Here is a 21673-nt window from a genome sequence, read left to right as displayed (position 1 = left end):
GTAGCATCACAATACTTTAAGGGTTTCCTTTAACAATAACGCTTTACTCGATGCGCCAATCATGATTCGGAAATCTCCTGGTTCAATCACAGATTTCATTTCTGCATTGAGCATTTTCAGCATTTCTGGCTCGATTTCAAAAACAATCTCTTTACTTTCTCCTGGTTTTAAGCCAATTCTCTTGAATCCTTTAAGTTCCAATACTGGCCTTACAACGGTTGCCAACATATCCCGAATATAAAGTTGAGCAACTTCTTCACCTGCCCGGTTGCCGATATTTTTTAGTTTAAAAGTGGCGGTAACCTTCTCATTTTGATTGATTTCACGTTTACTCAAAACCAAGTCACTGTATTCAAATTCTGTATAACTCAAGCCGTAGCCAAATGGGAATAGTGGTTCTCCACTGAGGTTATTGTAATCATCACCACGTCCGGTAGGTTTATGGTTATATACCAATGGCAATTGCGATTCATGTACCGGGTAGGTTATCGGCAATCGCCCGGCAGGATTATAATCGCCAAAAAGCGTTTCCGCTATTGCGTTTCCTCCTTCTTCCCCCGGATACCAAACATTTAAAACAGCAGGTACATGATCTATCCAATTATTCATCGTAATTGCACTTCCACCAACCAATAGCACCACAACAGGCTTACCGGTTTTAGCCATTTCATTAATTAACTGCTCCTGATTTCCAGGCAAGTTCAACATGGCTCGATCTTGAAATTCACCCTCCTTTATACCGGCAGCAATCACCACAACATCTGCTTGTTTGGCAAGCGAAACGGCTTCAGCGAGTTCTTTGTCAACATTATTAATCACTTCAAAATCAGAAATGAATTTGATGTAGGCATTGCCTTTCGTTTCTTGAAATTCGATGCGGACGGCATATTTTTTATCTTTTTCAAAATTAAAAGAGATCAGGCGACTATGATAAGAAGTTTTCTCCCATTGATCGATCAACAATTTATCGTTGATAAAAAGTCTGAAACCATCATTCCCTTCTAAGCCGATCTTGAATACTCCGGTTTTCGGAGCAACTAAATTTCCAGTCCACCTTACCGAGTATAGATCTTTTGCAAGTTTGCGGTCGGGCGCATAAAGGGTCCACATGAAATCGATTTTCTTGTCGATTCTGGTAACCACCGGTGAGCCGCTGAAGTTCAAATTATCGAAGAATTCGGCCTTTAAACCACTTGTTGTATCGGTACGTAAAAAATTAGCTGGAATAATTTGGTAGAATTTAGGATCGCGACTGCTTCCTTTCGTATAAAGTACATTTCCTGGTTGCCCCACCCTTTTCCTGATTCCTTCCAGAATACTGATTTTACCATTTCCAGAACCGCTGTAACCTCCTAGACGTGCTTCAGTGGCATCTTCTCCTAATACTAAAATCTTCTTCTCGGTTTTTAGGGGCAGTATTGATTGCTCATTTTTTAACAGCACAAATGACTTTTGGGCGGCTGCTTTTGCTACAGATTTATTGCGTTTATCGCTTACAGCTTTTTCAGCATCCTTTTCTGATACATATGGATTTTCGAAAAGCCCCAAATCAAACTTTGCTTTTAAAACCCTTGAAACGGCATCATCGATTCGGCTTTTCGAAATTGACCCATCTAAAAAAGGTGGGATGAAAAGTTTGTAGTGATCAAATTCAGTTTGAAAAATCACATCTAACCCGCCTTCAATGGCTTGTATGGTGGATTGTGCATAGCCTGTTGCGGTATGATGCAATACGCTAGCTCCACCAACGGCTCCAGCATCAGAGATTACAAAACCTCCGAAACCCCAATCCGTTTTTAACTTTTGAGTAAGCAATTGATAGTTTGATGTTGCCGGAGTTCCATCAATAGAATTGTAAGCCGTCATCAGCGATCTGCTTTTGCCCTGTTTTATGGCCACTTCAAAAGGCGGATAATAGATTTCCTTCATCATCCGCTCATTGAAATGGATAGGATAACTGTCGCGACCGCCATCGCCCACATTTGCAATAAAGTGTTTAGGTGTGGTAATAATATTTTGCTTTTCGAATGCGCTGACAAAAGCCAAACCCATTTGCGAAGAAAGAAAGGGATCTTCACCGTAGGTTTCTTCGGTTCTGCCCCAACGCACATCCGATGCGATGTTTACTACCGGCGTCAAAATATCTCTAATTCCTCTCACTTTAGTTTCTCCAGCTATTGCCCGGGCAACATTAGCCATATTTTCGGTATCAAAACTGGCTGCAAGACCAATTGCCTGGGGAAAAGCAGTTGCACCTTGACGCACCAAACCATGAAGGGCTTCATCAAAAGGAATAATCGGAATGCCCAGCCTGGTTTCAGTTACGAAAAATTTCTGGATGGCGTTAATTTTCTTGGCCAATGTGAACGCATTTTCTGAAGTATTGTAGCTCATCATTTGGTTGACACCACCACCACCTTGAGATACAGCACTTACCTGTAAACCGAAGATCCCATTTTGATAACGCTTTTTGTCCACTCCGTCAAGGTCGCCGGGAATCATAAACAATTGCCAGAATTTTTCTTCCGGAGTCATTCTCGCCAGCAAATCCTTCACCCTGTCATCAATACTTGCCTTCGCATCTTTGTAAACAGGGGTTGTTTGCTTTTGTGCAAATGTGTTTATTGCATCAAGAGAAAAAATAGTTATCCCAAGAATGGCTACAAAACATTTTATCTTCATAGTGTTTAATTTTATTGCGCTGTAAACTCAAAAGCAAGCGCTGCCGTACGATCAACTTTAGGAATAGAAACGCAGGTTTCTCCATCAACACTTTTCCATTTTACTTTGTTACCTGTGGAAAGCAAAATGATATCAGTGCCTTTTTTGGGTGCGTTTCCTTTCCATTTCACCATATCTGGTATTGTTTGCTCTGCTAAGCAATGAATTGCAAATCTCTTTTTGGAATCTTTACTTTGAGTAAACCAGGTTTGTTTGTCGTGATAATCTTTTGTGATGCGGGTGCCGTAAATTGCTTTTCCATTTTTGGAAGTCCACTTTCCAATTTCATTAAGTTGTTTAGTCACGTCGTCAGGGAGCGTTCCATCTGGTTTTGGCCCAACACCAAGTAATAAACTGCCACCTTTTGCAACAATTTCTACCAGTTTATGAACTACTTCTGTTGAAGATTTATATTGATCGTTAGGTACAAAACCCCAGGCACCGCCTAAAGTCATGCAACTTTCCCAGGGATAATCCAATTGTTTTTCCGGAATCCGCTGTTCAGGAGTTTGGTAATTTTCGTAAGGACCATGAACGGTTCTATCTACCATTAACAACCCTGGTTGTGCTTTCCTTGCCATTGCAGCAATTTTTGGCATATCAATATCCTGGCTCCATTTAGGGATATTTGCACCCCACGACAGCACCTCTTCGTTCACGGTTTCCAAAGGACGAACCCAACCCCCATCGAGCCAAAGAATATCTACACTGCCGTAGTTATTCATTAATTCTCCAATCTGGTTGTAGGTAAAATCCTTGAATTTATTCCAACGCCATGGATATTTTTTGATATCGTAATTATTGTTTCGATCTGCCGTAGCATACTTTTGCCACCAATAATATTGCGAATGCCAATCGGGTTTAGAAAAGTAGGCACCAATCATGAAGCCATCTTTTCTAAAAGCATCAAAAACATATTTGGCAACATCTGCCTTTGGGTTATTGGAAAAAGGTCCTTTGGCAATGCTGAAATCGCTTTGCTTGGTATCAAACATGGCAAAACCATCATGATGTTTGGTAGTAAATACGAGATATTTCATCCCTGCAGCTTTCCCCGCAGCCGACCATTTCTCGGGGTTGAACTTAGTTGGATTGAACTTTTTGCTAAAATCCCAGTACCGTTTTTTATAGTCCTCGTAAGCGATGGTAGAATCTCTTTCGATCCAATCTTCAGAACAGATAGACCAAGATTCGATAATTCCTGGAACAGCATACAAACCCCAATGGATGATCATGCCAAACTTTTTATCCTGCCACTGCTCTAATTTTTCTTTTACCAAAGGATCTTTTGGCCACTCGTAAGTAGCAGATTGTTTTACAATATCATTGCGTTCCTGTGCAGAAGAAAAAGCGATTGAAAGTGAAAATAGATAAAAGGAAAATATTAATTTTTTCATATCAATGTCGTGAGATTTTTTTCATTTAAATCTACAGTCTATTAATCAAATTGACTGTTTTCGATTATTAGGCCGGCAGCTGCTAGTAATTCTGCCTCATCAGTTAGCGTAGATAACTTGATTTTGGTTTGGCCTGCAATTCTTGGTATACAGAATTCATTTATCGCTTGTTGGATTGGAGGCAGCAGCATTTCTCCGGCCTTTGCTCCTCTTCCACTTAACACAATGCATTCTGGGTTAAGAATATGAATTAATGTTGATAACCCCTTTCCTAACTGAAATCCGGCTTTAGACAAAATAGAAACTGCTAAGGGATCTTGAGCAATTACAGCATCTAAAAAATGATCTCTTTGATGTTTAGTTTTATCTTTAAACAACTCTTTCATACTAGATTCTGCGCCATTGGCTAAAGCCTGTCCAGCTTTTTCAGCCATCACGAGCAATGAAGTATCAACCTCTAAACACCCCCTTTTTCCGCAAGAACATAAATTGTTACTATCAGATAGTGGAATATGGCTAAACTCACCAGCATAGCCCGTACTTCCTCTGTAAAGTTGGCCGTTGATAATCATACCAAGCCCCGTTCCCCAGCCAATATTTACAACCATCACTTCTTTCAAATCCATTGCCTCACCGAAATTGAGTTCGGCCAAAGCGATTAAACTTGAATCATTATCAATAAAAACCGGAAGTTTCACTGCTGAGGAAATAAATTCGCGTAATGTTAACCCATTATTAATTGGAAGATAGGACAGGTTTATACCTAATTCTGCATTCACAAAACCTGGCATTCCAATCCCTATACCTAAAATATCTTTTCTTTTTATTTTTGATCTATCAATACTCTCATTAATAAAATTTACCAGTGTACAAACATCGCTTTTATCATCAGACAAGTCGAAATCCAGGTATTGCATGGGTACGATTAACTTTCTAGACATATCATAAACGGTAAGTCTGGTAATGAGTTGATCCATGGCAATGGCCACAATAAATTTATTATGATTTGGGTTAAGCAGGTACATGGACGGGCGTCGACCGCCAGTAGAAGGTGCTAATCCTTGTTCTATGATATAACCTTCAGCCATTAAATTGTTGACAACAGAGGTAACCAATGGTAAACTCTTTTTGGTGAGCTTACTTAAATCGGTTAATGACAGCGCTATTTTATAATAGAGATGCTTGATAATATCAGCTTTTAAACGCTGACCTTTCTCGATGATAACAGACATCTGAACTAAATTTTAATGATAATAATAAGCCTAAGCAAGCTCGGTTATTTTAATAGGAGCTTTTCATCGCCCTCTTTGTATGGAAGAAACAGCATTAACATCGTCATCATCTCATCACTTGATTTCATATCATTAGCTGAAAAAACCATTTTGGGAGGATTATTAGGATTGTTAGGGTTATTTCTCGAGTTATCGTAAGTAGCCTCCATTGTTAAAATGGAACCCTTCGGAATTTTTATCAGTTGCTTGAAACGATAAATTTCTTGCCATCTAAAATCCCATGATGGAATAGAAACTAAATTAATCGTTTTTCCATCTGGTGTTACTGCATAAGCTTTGAAATCTTTTCCCAACAGATGCATATGTGGCCAAATATATAATAAGGACTGATCTTTCGGTGTAACTATCTTTAAGTTAAATTTCTTTATAGAATCAGCCGGAATCATGAAGTAAGGATCAATTGAATTTTCTCCGACTCCAGCAGAACCCAAGCTGACTACATCTATTTTCCTTTCTATTGGTGCCTTTTTAAAGAAAAAATTAACGCCTGAAATGCTTTCTTCTTCTTTTGCTGATGGACCATAATGAATGGTAAGTAGAATTACACCTCTTTTCGGCATTACCCAACCTAAATTAGCCGGATAGGATTCGAATGATGTTCCCGGAATCCAACCCCCATAGTAGGTCATTTCCTTTTTAAATGGCATAAATTGATCATAATCGGATCGGTCGCCATCTGTTAAATTTACATAGTCGGCCGCACTATTGATATCTACACCATCCGCTACCGGATGTATGGCGAAATTTGCATGATGAATAAGTTTCTTATTTGAGGAGAAAAATTCAATTGCCTCTACATTTTTTTCTTCGCCGAGCTCAAATGGTATCTTGAAAACGATGAAACGTTCTTCCCTATCTGATTTGACGATGAAGGGCTTCATTGTTTTTAAAACCAGTTCTGGCTTACGGCTGTATTGTGTTCCTTCTATATAATCCTGCTGCAATTTACCTTTAGCCTTAACTGTACCCTGAGGCATTTTATCGTCAACCCAGGCACTAATCATTTTCTTTTCAACTTCACTTAACGACCGATCATTCTCAAAGCTTCGGTAATGATTATCTGGCTTCCAGGGCGGCATAAAACCAGATTGGGTCACTTTCTTTATAAAGCTTCCTCTTTTTGAAACATCTTCATAGGTTAATAATGCAAAAGGTGCCGCTTCTCCTGGCCGGTGGCAGGGTGTGCATTTATTTTTAATTATTGGTGCAATATGCTCATAGTAGGTTAATTTCTGACTAAAACCCCCTTTAATCACTAGTAAGGCAATAAATAATAACAAAATTTTCTTCATTTTATTTGTCGTTAATTAAGCAGCCAACTGGCTTAGTAATTTTAACAGGGTAGTTGGGTGTAGTCAGGTTCGCAAGGGCGTCATTTAAATAATGCGACGTGATAACTTTGCGTTTAACTCCAAGGCTCTCGGCCCAGTTATCAATTAATCCACGATATTTTAGTGTACCCTCTTTATCGATTAAGATAACCTCTGGCGTAGTGGTGGCATTCAATGCTGATGTTAATAATTTTAAATCGTCTACCAACAAGGGGAAACCTACCTTGTATTCATCCTTGAAAGCCGATATTTCCTTCAGTTTATAAGCATTTCCGGGAATTAGGCCCAGTATTTCCACGTTTGGATATTTTAATTTTAATGCGTTAAGTTCCGCTACATAATTTTGACATAGCGGACATTCTGGAGACAGGAAAATAAAAGCCGTAGCCTTACCAGCCATGATATGATCTGTTTTTCCATTTAATGCCTTTAACGGAATTTTTTGCAGCTTTTGAACGGAAATTTTGCTTTGGGCCTTCGCTCCGTAAATGCTTAAATTAATTAGCAACAGATAGGTGAAAATTCTAAACATCCTCTTAATATAAAAAACTCCCGGCTTTCACCAGGAGTTTTTGAAAAAAATTTATTTCTTATCCCACCAAACTCTTCCGGTAATATCACTTGGTCCCTGACCAAAATCAGGATCTGCCTGCATTGCTTTGTAGGCATCTGTAATATTTTGATAGTTTAGATTTGTGATTGACGGGATGCTTAACGCTGCTCTTCTTGGAATAGATTGCTCGGTACCCGAGGCTATAATCCTTTCAAGCGCAACAACAGTTGTGGTATTTGGCATACCTGTTCTTTTAAAAATTGCCCAGGCTTCGTTAGGTTGTTTAAAAAAGTTAAGGTAAGCCTGACTGATAATTTGATCCAAACCTTTGGCTGCATCATACTTAACTGGCGTTTTAGCAAGATAGTTGCTAATTTCTGTCGCTGTTACGGCTTGATAATTAGCAGCACCTGTGCGATCAATAATTTTAGCTTTGTTTGCAAGATCATCATACAACCTGATAGATGCTTCTACACCTTTATTGTACCAGCTTTCAGCGCTTTCTGATGTTACGCCTCTTGCTGCTAACTCAGCACGCATAAAACAAACATCAGGATAAGTAATCAAAGGAAATGCGTTCATCCCTGTACCGCCATTTTCACCAGCGGCAAAAAGGCGTGGTTGAATCAGTGATAAGGTATCCATCACCTGGGGCACACTTTGTCCACTTGCATTTCTTACCGTGATAGTGATGTTGTTAAGGAATTTAGCAAAGTCTGGCGCAGCAGAGGCATCCGGACTTGTAGCAACACCATAATATCTTCTCGGATCGAAGTTTGAAGAAGCTGGAACTTTACCTTGTGCCTTAGCCAGGTCGAAATTGGTTTGACTAAATAAATTCTCCTGATAGAAAAACCTGATTCGAGGATCGGAATTGGTATACATGAAATCAACAATTGGCCTAGGAGCACGCAGGTTCCCAGCCGACCAGTCTCCACCATCTGCGTAGTTGGCATTGGCTCTAAAAATCCAACTTTCATTCGCATTATCAATCAAACCACCTGGGGCGGCTAAAATATCCAATACTTTAGTTCTCATTTTAGCAGCATCTCTCTTCATTAAACGCATCGCTATTCTCAATCTTGTTGAGTTTGCCACTTTTATCCATTTAGCCACATCACCCTGAAAAAACAGGTCGTTTTTACCAAAAGAAGTTTGTGCAACAGGTTGCGTTGCACTTAAAGTTGTTACTGCGCTTTTTAATTGAGCGTCAAGAATATCAAATAGTTCAGGTTGAGTGTTATATTTTGGTGTTTCAGTACCGCCATATCTCACCATAAAGGCATCTGTGTATGGAATGCTGCCACTAATATCAGAAACATAAAAGGCATAATAAGCCTTAACTATTTTTGCAATTTCGACTTCATGTACTCTTTTTGCCTGTTCTTCTGCAGACATTTTTCTAATCAGTTGTTCTACATCTGTAAGGTTACCACCTACTGCAGGATAGAAAATGCCATAACGAACATTTCTTAAACTGCCAGATTCCGAAATAAATGTTACACTATTTCCAGCAAGTGGAGTCAACATTTGCATCCAGGGCATAATGCCTCGAAAGTTATCATAATAAGCCTCGAAACGGTCTCCTTGAATACTTGCAACAGCATTCATAAATTGTTGTTCCGGAGTAATTACATCGATCAGCTGAGGATTGGTGTTCAGTTCAACAAACTTCTCCTTTTTACAGCCTGTAATGGTCAGCCCAATTAAAGCTGTACAGGTTAAACCTATTTTATATATCGTTTTCATTTCAATTTCTTTTTTAAATTACTATAAAGAACCTTTTAATGAGAATGCAAATGTACGTACGTAAGGCATACCTCCGTATTCTGCAAAAGCTCCTGCAGTATTATTGAACAAACCTTCAGGATTAAGATGATCTGGTAAACTGTTGTATATGTAAGTTAAATTCCTTGCGATTACACTTACGTTAATTCGGTTGAAACTAAGTTTTTCTGTGAATTTTTTAGGTAAAGTATATCCTACCGAAACCTCTCTCAGTGCAACCCAGCTATTTTCGAATGTAGAATATTCTCTAATACCTGTAGACCATTGTGTTAAACGTGCGTAATGGACACGGGCACTTACTGGCTGAATCAGCCCTCTGTTCACAGCCTCCTGGAAAGTTAAACCAGAAACATTAACATTACTGATTGTTGTACCTGCTGCAAAAACACCTTCAGGGATGATACCATCATTTGCAATGATATTTCCTTGTGCATCTTTTCTAGGTAAACCACCTAAATCAGCAGAACGGCCAAATAATGTGCTTTCAAATGCACCGAAATTTGTGCCATACTGATGTGTTCCAGAAGCTATTAAACCACCTACTTTAGCATCAATTTGGAAATTAACATTAAAGTTTTTATACCTGATATTATTGATTAAGCTTCCGTTGTACTTTTCCATCATACTACCCAAATTTTTGTTGCCCTGGCCTAAATCACCACTTCTCCAATAACTTCCATTTGCTTTTAAAAGCTTTTGACCGCTGTTAGGATCAGTAGCATAACCATAACCAGTATAAATACTTCCGTATTCTTGTCCTGCAACAGCAACTGAACTCATGTCAGCTCCAAATGCATACCCCAAAGTGTAAGTATCAACGCCTGGAGCTAATTCAATAATTTTATTGCGATTGCGAGCAAAGTTCAAGGTGGTATTCCATTCAAGATTATTCGACTTAATTGGTGTACCAGTCAATAGTATTTCTATACCCTTGTTCTGAATGTTTCCTGCATTAAATAGTTTTTGACGAACTCCAGACTCAGACGGCAATGCCAATGACAAAATCTGATTAGTTGTATTCTTTTTATAGAATGAGAAATCTATTCCAAATCGATCATTAAAGAAACGTAATTCTGCTCCCAATTCAATTTCCTTAGTTAACTCATTTTTCAATTGTGAATTTCCTAAAGTATATTCAGGATATCCATACCTAGGCATTTGATTGCCATTTTCATCAATATAAGTGCTTAAAAACGAATATTTACCTTTACTCGTTGTGTATGGCGCAGTTCCCAATCCGGTGTGACCATAATTGGCTCTTAATTTACCGTATGAAAGAAATGCGAAAGCATCATTATTTTTTAAAGATTCAGAAAAAACATAAGATAAACCTACTGATGGATATAAATAACTATAATCGCCACTACCATCAGGATAAGTTAAAGTTGAAGACCAATCGTTTCTTACACTATAGTTTAACGTAAGCATATTTTTATAAGAGAAATCTCCGTAAGCATATACCGCATCGGTACGTTGGCTTCCATCTATCGAGAAGTCAGTAACTGCTGTATTTACAGAGTTTCCGATAAAGAACTTACCCGGATCTTTCAATCCTCCGTCAGTTCTGGTACGGGTGTAGTTATTACCAAAATCTTTAGTGGTTTCGGCACCAACACTTAAGCTTAAGCTGAAATTATCTGTAATTTGCTTATTTCCGTTTAATAAAAACTGGAACCTTGTACTTCTTTGATCTGACTGGCTTTTAGCATATTCGCCTCCGGTAAACCCAACACCTGTACCAATATTTTTTGTTTCCTGTGAAGTATTGATTTGGTTTAACGTACCACGTAAAACTGCATTTAACCATGGCCTAATATTGGCTGTAATATCAAGGTTACCTCTAAAATTGTTTTCACGTTGTCTAACGTTAGTATTGTAGATCGACCACCAAAGCGGAGCTAAACCATATGGGTCATCGCTACCTGTTAAGATACCGCCATTTGTTGGGCTAATATATTTGTCTTTCCAATAGTTGGTATCATAGCTTCTTGGATTCGCGTAAACCAAGGCAAATAAAGGATTATTGTTATTTGACTGGTTAACCGGATTAAAACTATTACTAGTAGTATAGTTTACACCAGCGTTAATTTCGAATAGTTTAGCAAATTTATGCGAACCTCTAAAATCGAAAGCGTCCCGCTCAAATTTATTATTTGGCAAAATACCTGTGCTGAAAAGTTTAGTATATGAAAGACGGAAAGTTCCGTTTTCGTTAGCCCCCTGGAATGCAAGATTTGAATTGCTGTAGTTTCCTAATTTATAGGCATCAAGTAGATTATTTGGCTTTGCATCCCATGTAATTATCCTACCATCAATGTCCTTAACCTGACTTCCGTCGAATCTTGGGCCAAAGCTCCAAAAATAGTTAGCGGCATCAACCTGTGGAATACCATCGGTACCTTTCGTAAATGTTGGATTAATACCCGCACCGAAGTCATTCTGTAAATCCATAGTCCGGTAAGCCTCCTCGATTGTTTGAGTATGAGAAAATGAAATTCCTAAACCCTGACCTGCTTTCCCTTTTTTAGAGGTGATCAAAAGCACTCCATTCTGGGCTCTCGAACCATATAAAGAACTTGCAGCAGCACCTTTCAATACCGTTATGCTTTCATAATCATCAGCATTTAAGTTTTTCATGATGTTACCAAAATCCTGGGCACCATTACCATATGAGTCAGCTCCTGAAACACCTGGCTGAATCAAAACTCCATCAATCACAACTAAAGGTTGAGTATTCGGACTTAATGAAGAGTTACCCCTGATTCTGATTCTTGATGATGATTGCGGACCGCCTGTTCCCTGGTTAATCACAACACCAGCTACTTTACCCTGTAAAGCGTTTACAATGTTTGGTTCATTGGCACGAACCAAATCATCGCCTTTTACATCCTGAATAGAATAACTCAACTTTCTGGTTTGTTGCTTCACTCCAAAACCTGTTGTTACTACTACTTCATCAAGGGCTTTAGAATCTTCTTTCAGAGAGATGTCTATTGATGAACGATTTTCAACTGGTATTTCAGTTCTTAAATATCCAATTGCTGAGAAAACAATAGATTCTCCTGGGTTTAGAGAAAGACTATATTTTCCGTTTGCATCAGTTTGGGTTGCCCGCTTCGTTCCTTTTACAGAAACACTAACCCCAGGCACGGGGTTTCCGGTTACATCTTTAACGGTACCAGTAACCGTTTTTTGAGCATACGCACCTATAAACAATAATGTTAATAAGAATGCAGTAAATAGCCCTTTGTAGATTTTTTTCATTACAAATGAATTTAGTTAATAAATAGTTTGGTTGTCGGCTTTGTGAAGATTGTTTCTGTTCTGTAATTATAATAGTTTGATTAGGTTAAAATATTCTCACCACTTGTAGCTAATCTGTATTGTGCTAACGTACTCGATCTAATCGTAAATTCGAAGCACTCTATCGCTGTAGTTATCAGGCGATAGGAGTGTAAGCTTGGTTGTTTGTAACAAACTTAATAAATAAATTTAAAACTTAATATAAACTTATTAATTTTTTTTAAAAGTTTACCACAAAACAAAAAAAGGCTTAGAGAAATCTAAGCCTTTTTTTGTTTTGATTTTCCAGGAAAAACTAGTCAATTCCTCTAAATAACCTGCTCCATCTTATTTTACTAAAGAAAGAAGCATCACTATCCCAGCTCATCCAAATAAATAATGCTTTACCTACAATATGATCTTCGGGAACGAAACCCCAGTAACGTGAATCTGCTGAATTATGGCGATTATCTCCCATCATCCAGTAATAATTCATTTTAAAAGTGTAAGTGTTTGCCACCTTATCGTTGATGTACCAAACGCCACCCTTCTTCTCTACTTTATTTCCTTCATAAGTTCTGATGGCTCTGTAGTAAAGTGGCATTGTCAAACTATCTATTTTCACCGTCCAACCTTTGGCGGGAACTTTAATCGGTCCGAAGTTGTCCCGGTTCCAAACCCGATTTGGATCGTGAGGGAAAACTCCACCTTGCTCAGGACCGGCAGCATCAGGGCTTAGCGTTACCGAACTGATAAAATCAAAAGCTTTCAATTTATCAGCTATTTCTGGTGACGCATTTACGATATAGGTATTTTCAGCAATTGCAGGACTATTACCCAAATCCAATTTAAATTCATCGAGCGCTGCGTAATTAAAATCCATAGTTTTAAATACGATTTTATAAGGCATCATGCCCGTATTTTTTAATGGCTCTTGCTTTCCGTTTACAACAGCAACGCCGTTAGCCATTGAAATCACATCACCTGAAATGGCGATGCAACGCTTAATAAAGTTCTCTCTTTTATCAACTGGCCGATCAACAATCGTAAAGTTATTACGAACTTGCTCTCTACCCATGTTACGAACCATATTGTAGTAACTATCTGACTGATTTTCTACAGCAACGGTATCACCTTCCGGAAAATTAAAAACCACTACGTCGTTTCTTTTTATTTCGGATAAGCCAGGCAAACGGTGATATTTCCATTGAACGCCATCCCAATAGGCTTTTGTTGATGTTGTTAACGGCATTGTGTGGTGTGCAAAAGGGAAAGCAACCGGTGTCATCGGGATGCGGGCTCCATAATTAACTTTACTCACAAAAAGAAAGTCGCCAATTAATAAAGAACGCTCCATTGATCCGGATGGAATGGTGTAAGCTTCAATAAAAAAAACACGAATAATGGTTGCTGCCACTACAGCGAAAACAATGGCATCGACCCATTCTCTTGTTTTTGTTTTTTTCTTTTTAGTGGCATCTTTTTTTCGTTGCCAGAATTTATAATTCATATTATTTTATGCTATTAAAGCCCCACCCCAACCCTCCCCAGAAGGGAGGGAGTTGCAAAGCGACTTAAAATCTTTGTTTCTTATTTCTTGCTCTTTGTTCCTTAATCTTTGTTCCTTGCTCCTTAATCCTTGTGCCTTAATCCTTGCTCCTCACTCTTCCTTCTCGCTCCTATTCAAAAATATCAGTGATACTGAAAAATCCTTTTTTGCCTTTTAGCCATTCTGCAGCAACCACAGCGCCTAAAGCAAAACCTGCTCTGCTGTGTGCAGTATGTTTAATTTCAATGTCGTCTACCTCGCTGCTGTAAATCACCGTGTGCGTTCCCGGTATGTTTTCAATGCGATGCGATTCAATAAGCAGTTGATCTGCTTTCGCGAAAGCTTCTACATCTGTTCCCACAACTTCATTTAACCACTCTGTCTTTCTCTCTAAATTATCTACGATACCTTCGGCAATTGTAATTGCAGTACCACTTGGCGCATCTAATTTTTGTGTGTGATGAATTTCCTCCACCTGCACTTCATAGGCCGGGTAGTTATTCATCAGCCTTGCTAAAGTTTCATTTAACTTAAAAAACAAATTAACGCCAATACTGAAGTTAGACCCATAGAGCAAAGTATTGTTACTGGTATTACAGTCATTTTTAACTTCCTGCAATTTGCCGTACCAACCTGTTGTACCTACCACGACAGGAACATTTGCATCAAAACACGCACTAATATTATTTAAAACCGAATCAGGTGTACTAAAATCGATAGCCACATCTGCCGATTTTAGGTTCTGCCTGGTTAAATCTTCCTGGTTATCGATGGATATTTTTAGTACGATTTCATGACCGCGTTCAAGAGCAAATTTTTCTATAATCTGTCCCATTTTGCCATAACCTAAAAGCGCAATTTTCATGGATTTATTTTTAAAAAGTTAGAGATAATTTTAAGGCTGGCATGGCTCTAAAGCTGTACATGCTGTTTGAATTTATCAATGTAGGAACCGCCCTGAAGGATAATTTATCATCGATATTAAAGAAGTGTAAACGAGCCGCAACGTAAGCATCTACCACGTTCGCGATGTAAACTAAACCGTATGAGAAAAGTACAATTTGCTTGTTTCTCCTGTAAGTATCTTTGCCGGTAGTGATCCCTGAAGTAGAAAATTCACTTCCATCGTCTTTAATAAATGGCCCATTAGGATCTGCCTTGCCGCCGTGATTATTCCGATACTGTAATTCTTTCAGGTACAAATCATATTGTTTACTACTCTCGATATACGACAGCGTCAATACGGTAAACCCACCATAAATGGCTCCTATTTTACCTATGGTGTAAATGCGTTGGAAGGTAAGATTTTTACCCGCCCTGGAACCATCATTCAATAGTTGAAGATTGTAAATCTGGCCAAGTCCGGGCAATATTAATGATTTTAAAACTGCCTTTCTTCCGGCAACTTTACCTGGGTTTACATATTTGGATTTTACGGAATCACGCCGGGTCATTACTTTAGGCGAATCTACTTTCATAGGCCTGTAGTTACGACTTTTCAGCGTATCAGTTGCTTTTGATACTGTATCTTCTACCTGAGCCGAAGCTTGGTTTACCAGAAAAAACGTAAATAAAGACACCAGTATTAAAAGCTTATTGAAATGCATTACCAGTCTAATAATTCTAAAATTCGGTTCAAATCATCATCACTCATAAAAGGAATTTCGATAGCGCCTTTGCCATTCTGCGAAACTTTCAATTTTACACGTGTAGCAAATTTAGATGCCAGATCATCCTGCAGTTTTTGATATTGGAAAGAAACGCCCTTTACTGCTGGCTTCTCCTCGATTTTGAGTGGCGAATGCTGTAAATTACGAACCAGTTCTTCTACTTTACGTACTGACAAACCTTTATCTAAAATCTCCTGATGGATAAATAATTGTTTATCAACACCATCAACATTAATTAAAGCCCGGGCATGCCCCATTGATATTCGCTGATCGCGGATGGAAGCTTGAATGGCCGGTGGAAGTTTCAATAAACGCAAATAGTTGGTTACTGTGGTACGATTTTTTCCAACCCGCTCACCTAACTGTTCTTGTTTTAAACCCACCTCATCAATCATCCTCTGAAAACTTAATGCAACCTCAATGGCGTTCAGGTTTTCTCTTTGGATGTTTTCGATCAATGCCATCTCCAACATCTGTTGGTCGTTAGCACTTCGAATATATGCTGGTACTTGTGTTAAGCCTGCTAGTTTGGAAGCCCTAAATCTACGCTCACCAGAAATTAACTGGTATTTGTTTGCACCGATTTTTCTTACCGTAATGGGCTGGATTAAGCCTTGTACTTTGATGGAATCTGCTAGCTCATTTAAAGCTACCTGATCAAACTCGGTACGTGGTTGATAGGGATTGGTTTCAACTTCCGTTAAACTTACATGACTGATATTACCAATCTGCTCGGTTTCACTTACAGCATTTACTTGCTGTTTTGGTGGATGAGAAGATTCGCTATCATCTAAAAGCGCACTTAACCCTCTTCCTAAACCTGTTTTTCGCTGAAAAGACGTCATCTATAATTTATAAAGTTGCTGTATCTATGTTTTCTTCCTCTTTTAACAGTCCGTTTTTCTTCACGATTTCTCGGGCAAGATTGAGGTAGTTAATTGCGCCTTTGCAATTGGCATCATGCATAATTACCGAAACGCCATAACTTGGTGCCTCACTTAAACGGGTATTTCGCTGAATAATGGTATCAAAAACCAACTCATGGAAATGCGTACGAACCTCTTCAACCACCTGGTTTGATAAACGTAAACGAACATCGTACATGGTTAATAAGATTCCTTCTATTTCCAATTCAGGGTTTAAACGGTTTTGAACAATTTTAATTGTATTTAACAATTTACCCAAACCCTCTAACGCAAAATATTCGCATTGAACCGGAATAATAACCGAATCGGCTGCTGTTAAAGCATTGATGGTAATTAATCCTAACGAAGGAGAGCAATCGATGATAATGAAATCGTATTGATCTTTAATTTTTTCTAACACCGCTTTCATTTTATACTCACGGTTATTGAGATTGATCATTTCAATTTCGGCACCAACCAAATCAATATGCGCAGGTAACAAATCTAAATTTGGAGTATCTGTTTTTTGGATAGCCTGGGCAGGGTCGATATCGTTGATGATACATTCGTAGATACTGTCCTTGATATTCCGGGGATCAAAACCAATACCTGAAGTTGAATTCGCCTGAGGATCAGCATCTACCAATAAAGTTTTGTATTCTAAAACGGCTAAACTCGCCGCAAGGTTTATAGATGAAGTTGTTTTACCAACACCACCTTTTTGATTTGCTAATGCAATTATTTTGCTCATCTATCTATCCGAAATTTAATAACGCGTATTTGGGCGCTGTTTATTTATGCCTTTAAATCGGCAAAAAGTTCTATTTTTGCGTTGTTTACGCCCTTTTTATCAATCAGCTAAGATACAAACTATATGGTAATTTTAGCAAGAAGGTCTATCGGGTTTTAAACATCTTATTAACAATTCATTCATGATCACAATTATAGCTGCCACCAACAGGCCCAATAGTAACACGCTAAAAATTGCTAAATATTACCAAGCGCAACTGAAAATAAAAGGCCAGGAAGCTGGCATTTTTAGTTTGGAAGATTTGCCTGCAGATATTTTAAATACGGATATGTTTGGAAAGCGGTCGCCAGCATTTCAAGAAATTCAAAATTTGATTAGCGAGACAGACAAGTTTATTTTTGTGATGCCTGAATACAATGGAAGTTATCCCGGAGTGTTAAAGGTAATGATCGACGCCGCCGATTTCCCGGGAAGTTTTTATGATAAAAAAGCAGCGTTGGTTGGCTTATCGTCTGGTAAATATGGAAACATTCGTGGAGTAGATCATTTCACTGGAGTGTGCCATTATATTCACCTGAATGTGCTTCCACTGAGGATACATATCCCTAACATCAAACAGGAGCTCGATGAAAATGGAAATTTATTTCAAGAAGACACTGTTAAATTTACGAATGAACAGATAGATAAATTCATCAACTTTTAACCAGAATTTTGAAGGATTTAAAGATTTTAAGATCAATGCCTTCACTCCTTGCATGCCTGCGCTCATTCCTAACGAGCACGAAAATAGCTTATCGATTTAATCGAATTTGTTTATCCGCCTTCGCCGGTGCCTGCGCTCATTCCTAACGAGTGCAAAATAGCTTATCGATTTATCGAATTCGTCTATCCGCCTTGGCATAGGCCTGCGCTCGTTTCTAACGAGTGCAAAATAGCTTATCGATTTAATCGATTTCCTTTATCCGCCTTGGCATAGGCCTGCGCTCGTTTCTAACGAGTGCAAAATAGCTTATCGATTTAATCGACTTCCTTTATCCACCTTGGCATATGCCTGCGCTCGTTTCTAACGAGTGCAAAATAGGTTATCGATTTAATCGATTTCTTTAATATGCCTACGCTTGTCTCTAATAGATACAAAACAAAGTCACTGTTTTTCTAAAGCGTAAACTGCAAATGAGGCTAGCCAGTGATCGCCACCGTAATTACCGGCAAAAACCAGGGGCAAGGCATTAGCTAAGAATTTATCAGCTGTACTTTCAAAATGTTTTTTCCATTTATGGTTTTCCGGCAATTCTTTCGCAATTCCTTTCATGCACCATGCTCGGGTAAAGGATAAACCCACTAAATGAACGCCCTGATAATCGTTGATATCGCTGATGATTGGCAGATCGCTAATCCTATCCAGACTTCTTTTTTCATAGAATTTATTTAGCCAGTTTACAAAGTCTTTTTTTGGAAGAACCCGCCTGATTAAATCGGCAATCTCTAAACTTGGCGAAAAGAAGTCGGATCCATCTGGCTCAAGGTAAGCTGGAGTTGCCTTGTTATCCAAATAGAAAGCTTTTGCCTTTTCTTCAATCTGTTTTTCGAATGCTACGTCTTTGAAAGTTCTTGCCCAATCTAAGGCGAATACTAAACCAAAAGCCGTATTGGGATGTACGCCCGTTCTGTTGGGATAAGTTTGCTTTGGCAAATAGGCTTTCCAGAGCTTCAAAATCTGTTGCGTTAAAGGTTGCAAAGCAGCATGCCATTTTTTAGCATCCGGATTATCCCAGGTGTACAGTTCCTGATCAAGCTTTAATAACCAGGCCCAGCCGTAAGTGCGCTCATAAGTACTGGCCACCTGATATTTAGTAAAATACTCGGCTTCGGCTTTCATCTTATCAGGAGAAAAGGTTTTATCCAAAACCGCAATAATTTCAGTCTTGCTTTTAAGATCAGGAACCGTTTTTAGCAATCGCAGCAACATCCAATGGCCGTGAACAGAACTGTGCCAATCTAAACAACCAAAAAAAGCGGGATGCAGTTCGCTTGGCAGTAACCTTCCATCAACTGCTGTATTGGCCACATGCGAAGTTTTATTCGGAAACTCCTGAATAATGCATCCAAGCGGCATCTTGGCTAGCTTTTCTGCAACATCAGCAGTTAAAGTGGGTACAACCTGTGCCGAAGCAAATACGAAAGAGAATATAAGAATGCAAAAGGAAATGCTTTTTTTCATGATTGATTTAATTATAAGCCATTTAATTATCATCGGGAATGGCCGCATAACCATTTCAAATCTCCCACACCATCAGTTTTAAGCTCCAAACCTGATCCATTTATCACCTTCATGACCGAAGATAAAAGAACCGGGATGAAGCATTTCAGCCATGTCTTCAATCAGCGATACAGCATTTTCAGCTGATCTTTCCCGGTTAACATCATCATTAAGCAAAATGATGCGGTTGTTTTTTACTGCTTGCCAATCGCTATCTAAAACAGATGGAACCTCTCTCATCAGATCGGTAAGCATTTTCCCAGGTTGGTAGTAGATAATAAAAGCAGCATTCATCACGTCGGACTCGATCATTCCTCCAGCTAAAGCAATCTCTTCCGTAAGTAAATAACTTGGATTATTGTTTACATCTAATAAAGCAACCGGCATTTTATCCATAAACTTAATTTTATGCTCAACAATATCCAAACGCTCCTGTAAATCATCACGTTTTGTAGCATCCAAGCCAATAAATAAATCGTTTAAAAAAGACATCTGCATTAAATTTATTAATTTGTGCAAAAATAACATTCCTTACCGCATGCAAGGCTCATTTAGATATATATTTTGGATTGTTTGTCTTATCATCTGCATTTCCTGCAAACAAAATAATAATAATAGCGACAAAAAAGTTTTCAATATCAATCTGGATCAAGGTCTGACTTCTCTCGATCCGGCATTTGCCCGAAACCAAAATGCCATTTGGATGACCAACCAAATTTTTAACGGCCTGGTGCAGATAGATTCATCGTTGCAAACTGTTCCATGTATTGCAAAAAGCTGGACGGTTTCTGCAGATGCACTGACCTACACATTTAACTTACGCGATGATGTATACTTTCAGGATGATGAAATTTTTAAAAATGGCAAGGGAAGAAAAGTTATTGCCAGCGATTTTGCCTATTCATTCTATAGGTTAATCGATCCAAAAGTAGCCTCCTCTGGCGGTTGGATTTTTAGTGACAAAGTCAAAGATCAATCGAGTTTTATTGCAATAAACGACAGTACTTTTAAAATTCAACTGGTTCGCCCTTTTCCACCATTTATGAATTTACTCACTACACAATATTGTTCGGTGGTGCCAAAAGAAGTGGTGGAGCATTACGGTAAAGATTTTCGAAGTCACCCGGTGGGGACAGGCCCTTTTAAATTCAAATATTGGAAAGAGGGAGAAATTCTGGTTCTATTAAAAAATGAACATTATTTCGAAAAAGATAACACAGGGAAACAATTACCGTATTTAGATGCCGTTAAAGCTACTTTTATCAGCGACAAACAGAGTGGTTTTATGAGTTTTTTAAAGAAAGACCTTGATTTTTATTACAACGTTGATGGAAGCTACCGTGATGACATCCTGACGAAAAGCGGTAAGATGACCACCAAATACAAAGGCAAGTTTACCTTAACCAAAAGCCCGTATCTGTGCACGGAATACGTTGGCATTTTGGTTGATTCAAATTTAGCCTTGGTAAAAAACTCGCCTCTGAAAATTAAGAAAATTAGACAGGCTATTAATTATGCCATTGATCGCGACAAATTGATTAGATATTTGCGCAATGGGATCGGCATCGCCGCAACTTCCGGGTTTATACCAAAAGGGATGCCTGGATTTGATAGTGTTGCCGTTCGGGGCTATTCCTACAATCCAAAGCTTTCTGCCAAACTGTTAAAGGAAGCTGGTTTCCCTGACGGGAAGGGTTTCCCGGAAATCACCTTGAATACCACCACTACTTACAAAGACTTGATCGAATTTATTCAAGGAGAGTTGACAAACGTGGGCATTAAAGTTAAAATTGATGTGAGTCCGAGCGCAAGTTTGAGAGATTTAATGTCGAAAAACAGTGTGAATTTTTTCCGTGGTTCATGGCTAGCCGATTATGCAGATGGAGAAAATTTTCTTTCGATGTTCTATTCCAAAAATAAAGTTCCCTTCGGCCCAAATTACTTTGCCTTTTACAATAAGGAATTTGATCGGTTATTTGAACAAAGTTATTACGAAACCGATAACGAAAAACGTTTTGCGCTTTACCGCAAAATGGACCAACTGGTGATGGAAAACTCACCTGTGGTGCCATTATTTTACGATCAATCGGTAGTGATGCTACAAAATAACATTAGCGGCTATGCATTTAATGCCTTAAGCTTAATGATCTTAAAAGGCATTAAAAAGGATTGAT

Annotated in this window: 16 protein-coding genes; 2 read left to right on the top strand and 14 right to left on the bottom strand. The window is 38.6% G+C overall.

Going from position 1 to position 21673, the window contains the following annotated elements; genetic code table 11:
* Positions 1–6: 6 nt before the first annotated feature.
* The 12 genes from ASE92_RS03580 to ASE92_RS03525 form a co-directional block, all read right to left on the bottom strand.
* Complete coding sequence (locus ASE92_RS03580; protein ID WP_056848698.1) at positions 7–2682, bottom strand: glycoside hydrolase family 3 C-terminal domain-containing protein; 2676 nt, start codon at positions 2680–2682, stop codon at positions 7–9.
* An 11-nt stretch (positions 2683–2693) separates the two neighbouring features.
* Entirely contained in the window at positions 2694–4118 is a 1425-nt protein-coding gene (locus ASE92_RS03575; RefSeq protein WP_056848697.1) for an alpha-L-fucosidase, read from the bottom strand.
* 41 nt (positions 4119–4159) lie between these two features.
* Positions 4160–5350 carry an ROK family protein gene (locus ASE92_RS03570; RefSeq protein ID WP_082454894.1) on the bottom strand — a complete coding sequence of 397 codons (1191 nt, stop codon included), beginning with the start codon at positions 5348–5350 and terminating at the stop codon, positions 4160–4162.
* 44 nt (positions 5351–5394) lie between these two features.
* Entirely contained in the window at positions 5395–6702 is a 1308-nt protein-coding gene (locus ASE92_RS03565; RefSeq protein ID WP_056848696.1) for a calcium-binding protein, read from the bottom strand.
* A 1-nt stretch (position 6703) separates the two neighbouring features.
* Positions 6704–7273 (bottom strand): redoxin domain-containing protein, encoded by a 570-nt coding sequence (locus ASE92_RS03560; RefSeq protein ID WP_056848695.1) that lies wholly within the window; start codon positions 7271–7273, stop codon positions 6704–6706.
* 51 nt (positions 7274–7324) lie between these two features.
* Positions 7325–9043, bottom strand: a complete 1719-nt coding sequence (locus ASE92_RS03555; RefSeq protein WP_056848694.1) for a SusD/RagB family nutrient-binding outer membrane lipoprotein — start codon at positions 9041–9043, stop codon at positions 7325–7327.
* Between the two features lie 21 nt (positions 9044–9064).
* Complete coding sequence (locus ASE92_RS03550; protein ID WP_056848693.1) at positions 9065–12346, bottom strand: SusC/RagA family TonB-linked outer membrane protein; 3282 nt, start codon at positions 12344–12346, stop codon at positions 9065–9067.
* A 334-nt stretch (positions 12347–12680) separates the two neighbouring features.
* Positions 12681–13874 (bottom strand): signal peptidase I, encoded by a 1194-nt coding sequence (gene lepB / locus ASE92_RS03545; protein WP_056848692.1) that lies wholly within the window; start codon positions 13872–13874, stop codon positions 12681–12683.
* Positions 13875–14043: 169 nt separating this feature from the next.
* Positions 14044–14778 carry a 4-hydroxy-tetrahydrodipicolinate reductase gene (gene dapB / locus ASE92_RS03540; RefSeq protein WP_056848691.1) on the bottom strand — a complete coding sequence of 245 codons (735 nt, stop codon included), beginning with the start codon at positions 14776–14778 and terminating at the stop codon, positions 14044–14046.
* A 10-nt stretch (positions 14779–14788) separates the two neighbouring features.
* Positions 14789–15493, bottom strand: coding sequence for a DUF5683 domain-containing protein (locus tag ASE92_RS03535; protein ID WP_157255618.1), 705 nt, complete (start codon positions 15491–15493; stop codon positions 14789–14791).
* A gap of 26 nt (positions 15494–15519) precedes the next feature.
* Positions 15520–16428: a ParB/RepB/Spo0J family partition protein gene (locus ASE92_RS03530; RefSeq protein WP_056848689.1), complete on the bottom strand. Its 909-nt coding sequence runs from the start codon at positions 16426–16428 to the stop codon at positions 15520–15522.
* 7 nt (positions 16429–16435) lie between these two features.
* Entirely contained in the window at positions 16436–17239 is an 804-nt protein-coding gene (locus tag ASE92_RS03525) for a ParA family protein (RefSeq protein WP_056848688.1), read from the bottom strand.
* Positions 17240–17420: 181 nt separating this feature from the next.
* Between ASE92_RS03525 and ASE92_RS03520 the strand changes: the two genes are divergently transcribed.
* Positions 17421–17942, top strand: coding sequence for an NADPH-dependent FMN reductase (locus ASE92_RS03520; protein ID WP_056848687.1), 522 nt, complete (start codon positions 17421–17423; stop codon positions 17940–17942).
* A gap of 441 nt (positions 17943–18383) precedes the next feature.
* Here the strand turns inward: ASE92_RS03520 and ASE92_RS03515 are convergent, their stop codons facing one another.
* Positions 18384–19460 (bottom strand): DUF2891 domain-containing protein, encoded by a 1077-nt coding sequence (locus ASE92_RS03515; RefSeq protein WP_056849268.1) that lies wholly within the window; start codon positions 19458–19460, stop codon positions 18384–18386.
* A gap of 78 nt (positions 19461–19538) precedes the next feature.
* Positions 19539–19991 (bottom strand): hypothetical protein, encoded by a 453-nt coding sequence (locus tag ASE92_RS03510; RefSeq protein WP_056848686.1) that lies wholly within the window; start codon positions 19989–19991, stop codon positions 19539–19541.
* 19 nt (positions 19992–20010) lie between these two features.
* On the opposite strand from ASE92_RS03510, the gene ASE92_RS03505 reads away from it, so the two are divergent.
* A complete protein-coding gene (locus tag ASE92_RS03505) occupies positions 20011–21672 on the top strand; it encodes an ABC transporter substrate-binding protein (RefSeq protein ID WP_369817379.1) in 1662 nt (553 codons plus the stop codon).
* The last annotated feature ends 1 nt before the right edge of the window (position 21673 follow it).

It is taken from the genome of Pedobacter sp. Leaf41, assembly GCF_001422545.1.
In the GTDB taxonomy this organism is placed as follows: Bacteria; Bacteroidota; Bacteroidia; order Sphingobacteriales; family Sphingobacteriaceae; genus Pedobacter.
The sequence above is the reverse complement of the archived record's forward strand: the minus strand, read 5'-3'. Positions and strand labels throughout refer to the sequence as shown.

What these genes read in the sequence shown, in the direction of transcription:
- ASE92_RS03580 (WP_056848698.1), bottom strand. Translation starts at nt 2,682, where the DNA reads ATGAAGATAAAATGTTTTGTAGCCATTCTTGGGATAACTATTTTTTCT.
- ASE92_RS03575 (WP_056848697.1), bottom strand. Translation starts at nt 4,118, where the DNA reads ATGAAAAAATTAATATTTTCCTTTTATCTATTTTCACTTTCAATCGCT.
- ASE92_RS03570 (WP_082454894.1), bottom strand. Translation starts at nt 5,350, where the DNA reads ATGTCTGTTATCATCGAGAAAGGTCAGCGTTTAAAAGCTGATATTATC.
- ASE92_RS03565 (WP_056848696.1), bottom strand. Translation starts at nt 6,702, where the DNA reads ATGAAGAAAATTTTGTTATTATTTATTGCCTTACTAGTGATTAAAGGG.
- ASE92_RS03560 (WP_056848695.1), bottom strand. Translation starts at nt 7,273, where the DNA reads ATGTTTAGAATTTTCACCTATCTGTTGCTAATTAATTTAAGCATTTAC.
- ASE92_RS03555 (WP_056848694.1), bottom strand. Translation starts at nt 9,043, where the DNA reads ATGAAAACGATATATAAAATAGGTTTAACCTGTACAGCTTTAATTGGG.
- ASE92_RS03550 (WP_056848693.1), bottom strand. Translation starts at nt 12,346, where the DNA reads ATGAAAAAAATCTACAAAGGGCTATTTACTGCATTCTTATTAACATTA.
- lepB (WP_056848692.1), bottom strand. Translation starts at nt 13,874, where the DNA reads ATGAATTATAAATTCTGGCAACGAAAAAAAGATGCCACTAAAAAGAAA.
- dapB (WP_056848691.1), bottom strand. Translation starts at nt 14,778, where the DNA reads ATGAAAATTGCGCTTTTAGGTTATGGCAAAATGGGACAGATTATAGAA.
- ASE92_RS03530 (WP_056848689.1), bottom strand. Translation starts at nt 16,428, where the DNA reads ATGACGTCTTTTCAGCGAAAAACAGGTTTAGGAAGAGGGTTAAGTGCG.
- ASE92_RS03525 (WP_056848688.1), bottom strand. Translation starts at nt 17,239, where the DNA reads ATGAGCAAAATAATTGCATTAGCAAATCAAAAAGGTGGTGTTGGTAAA.
- ASE92_RS03520 (WP_056848687.1), top strand. Translation starts at nt 17,421, where the DNA reads ATGATCACAATTATAGCTGCCACCAACAGGCCCAATAGTAACACGCTA.
- ASE92_RS03515 (WP_056849268.1), bottom strand. Translation starts at nt 19,460, where the DNA reads ATGAAAAAAAGCATTTCCTTTTGCATTCTTATATTCTCTTTCGTATTT.
- ASE92_RS03510 (WP_056848686.1), bottom strand. Translation starts at nt 19,991, where the DNA reads ATGTCTTTTTTAAACGATTTATTTATTGGCTTGGATGCTACAAAACGT.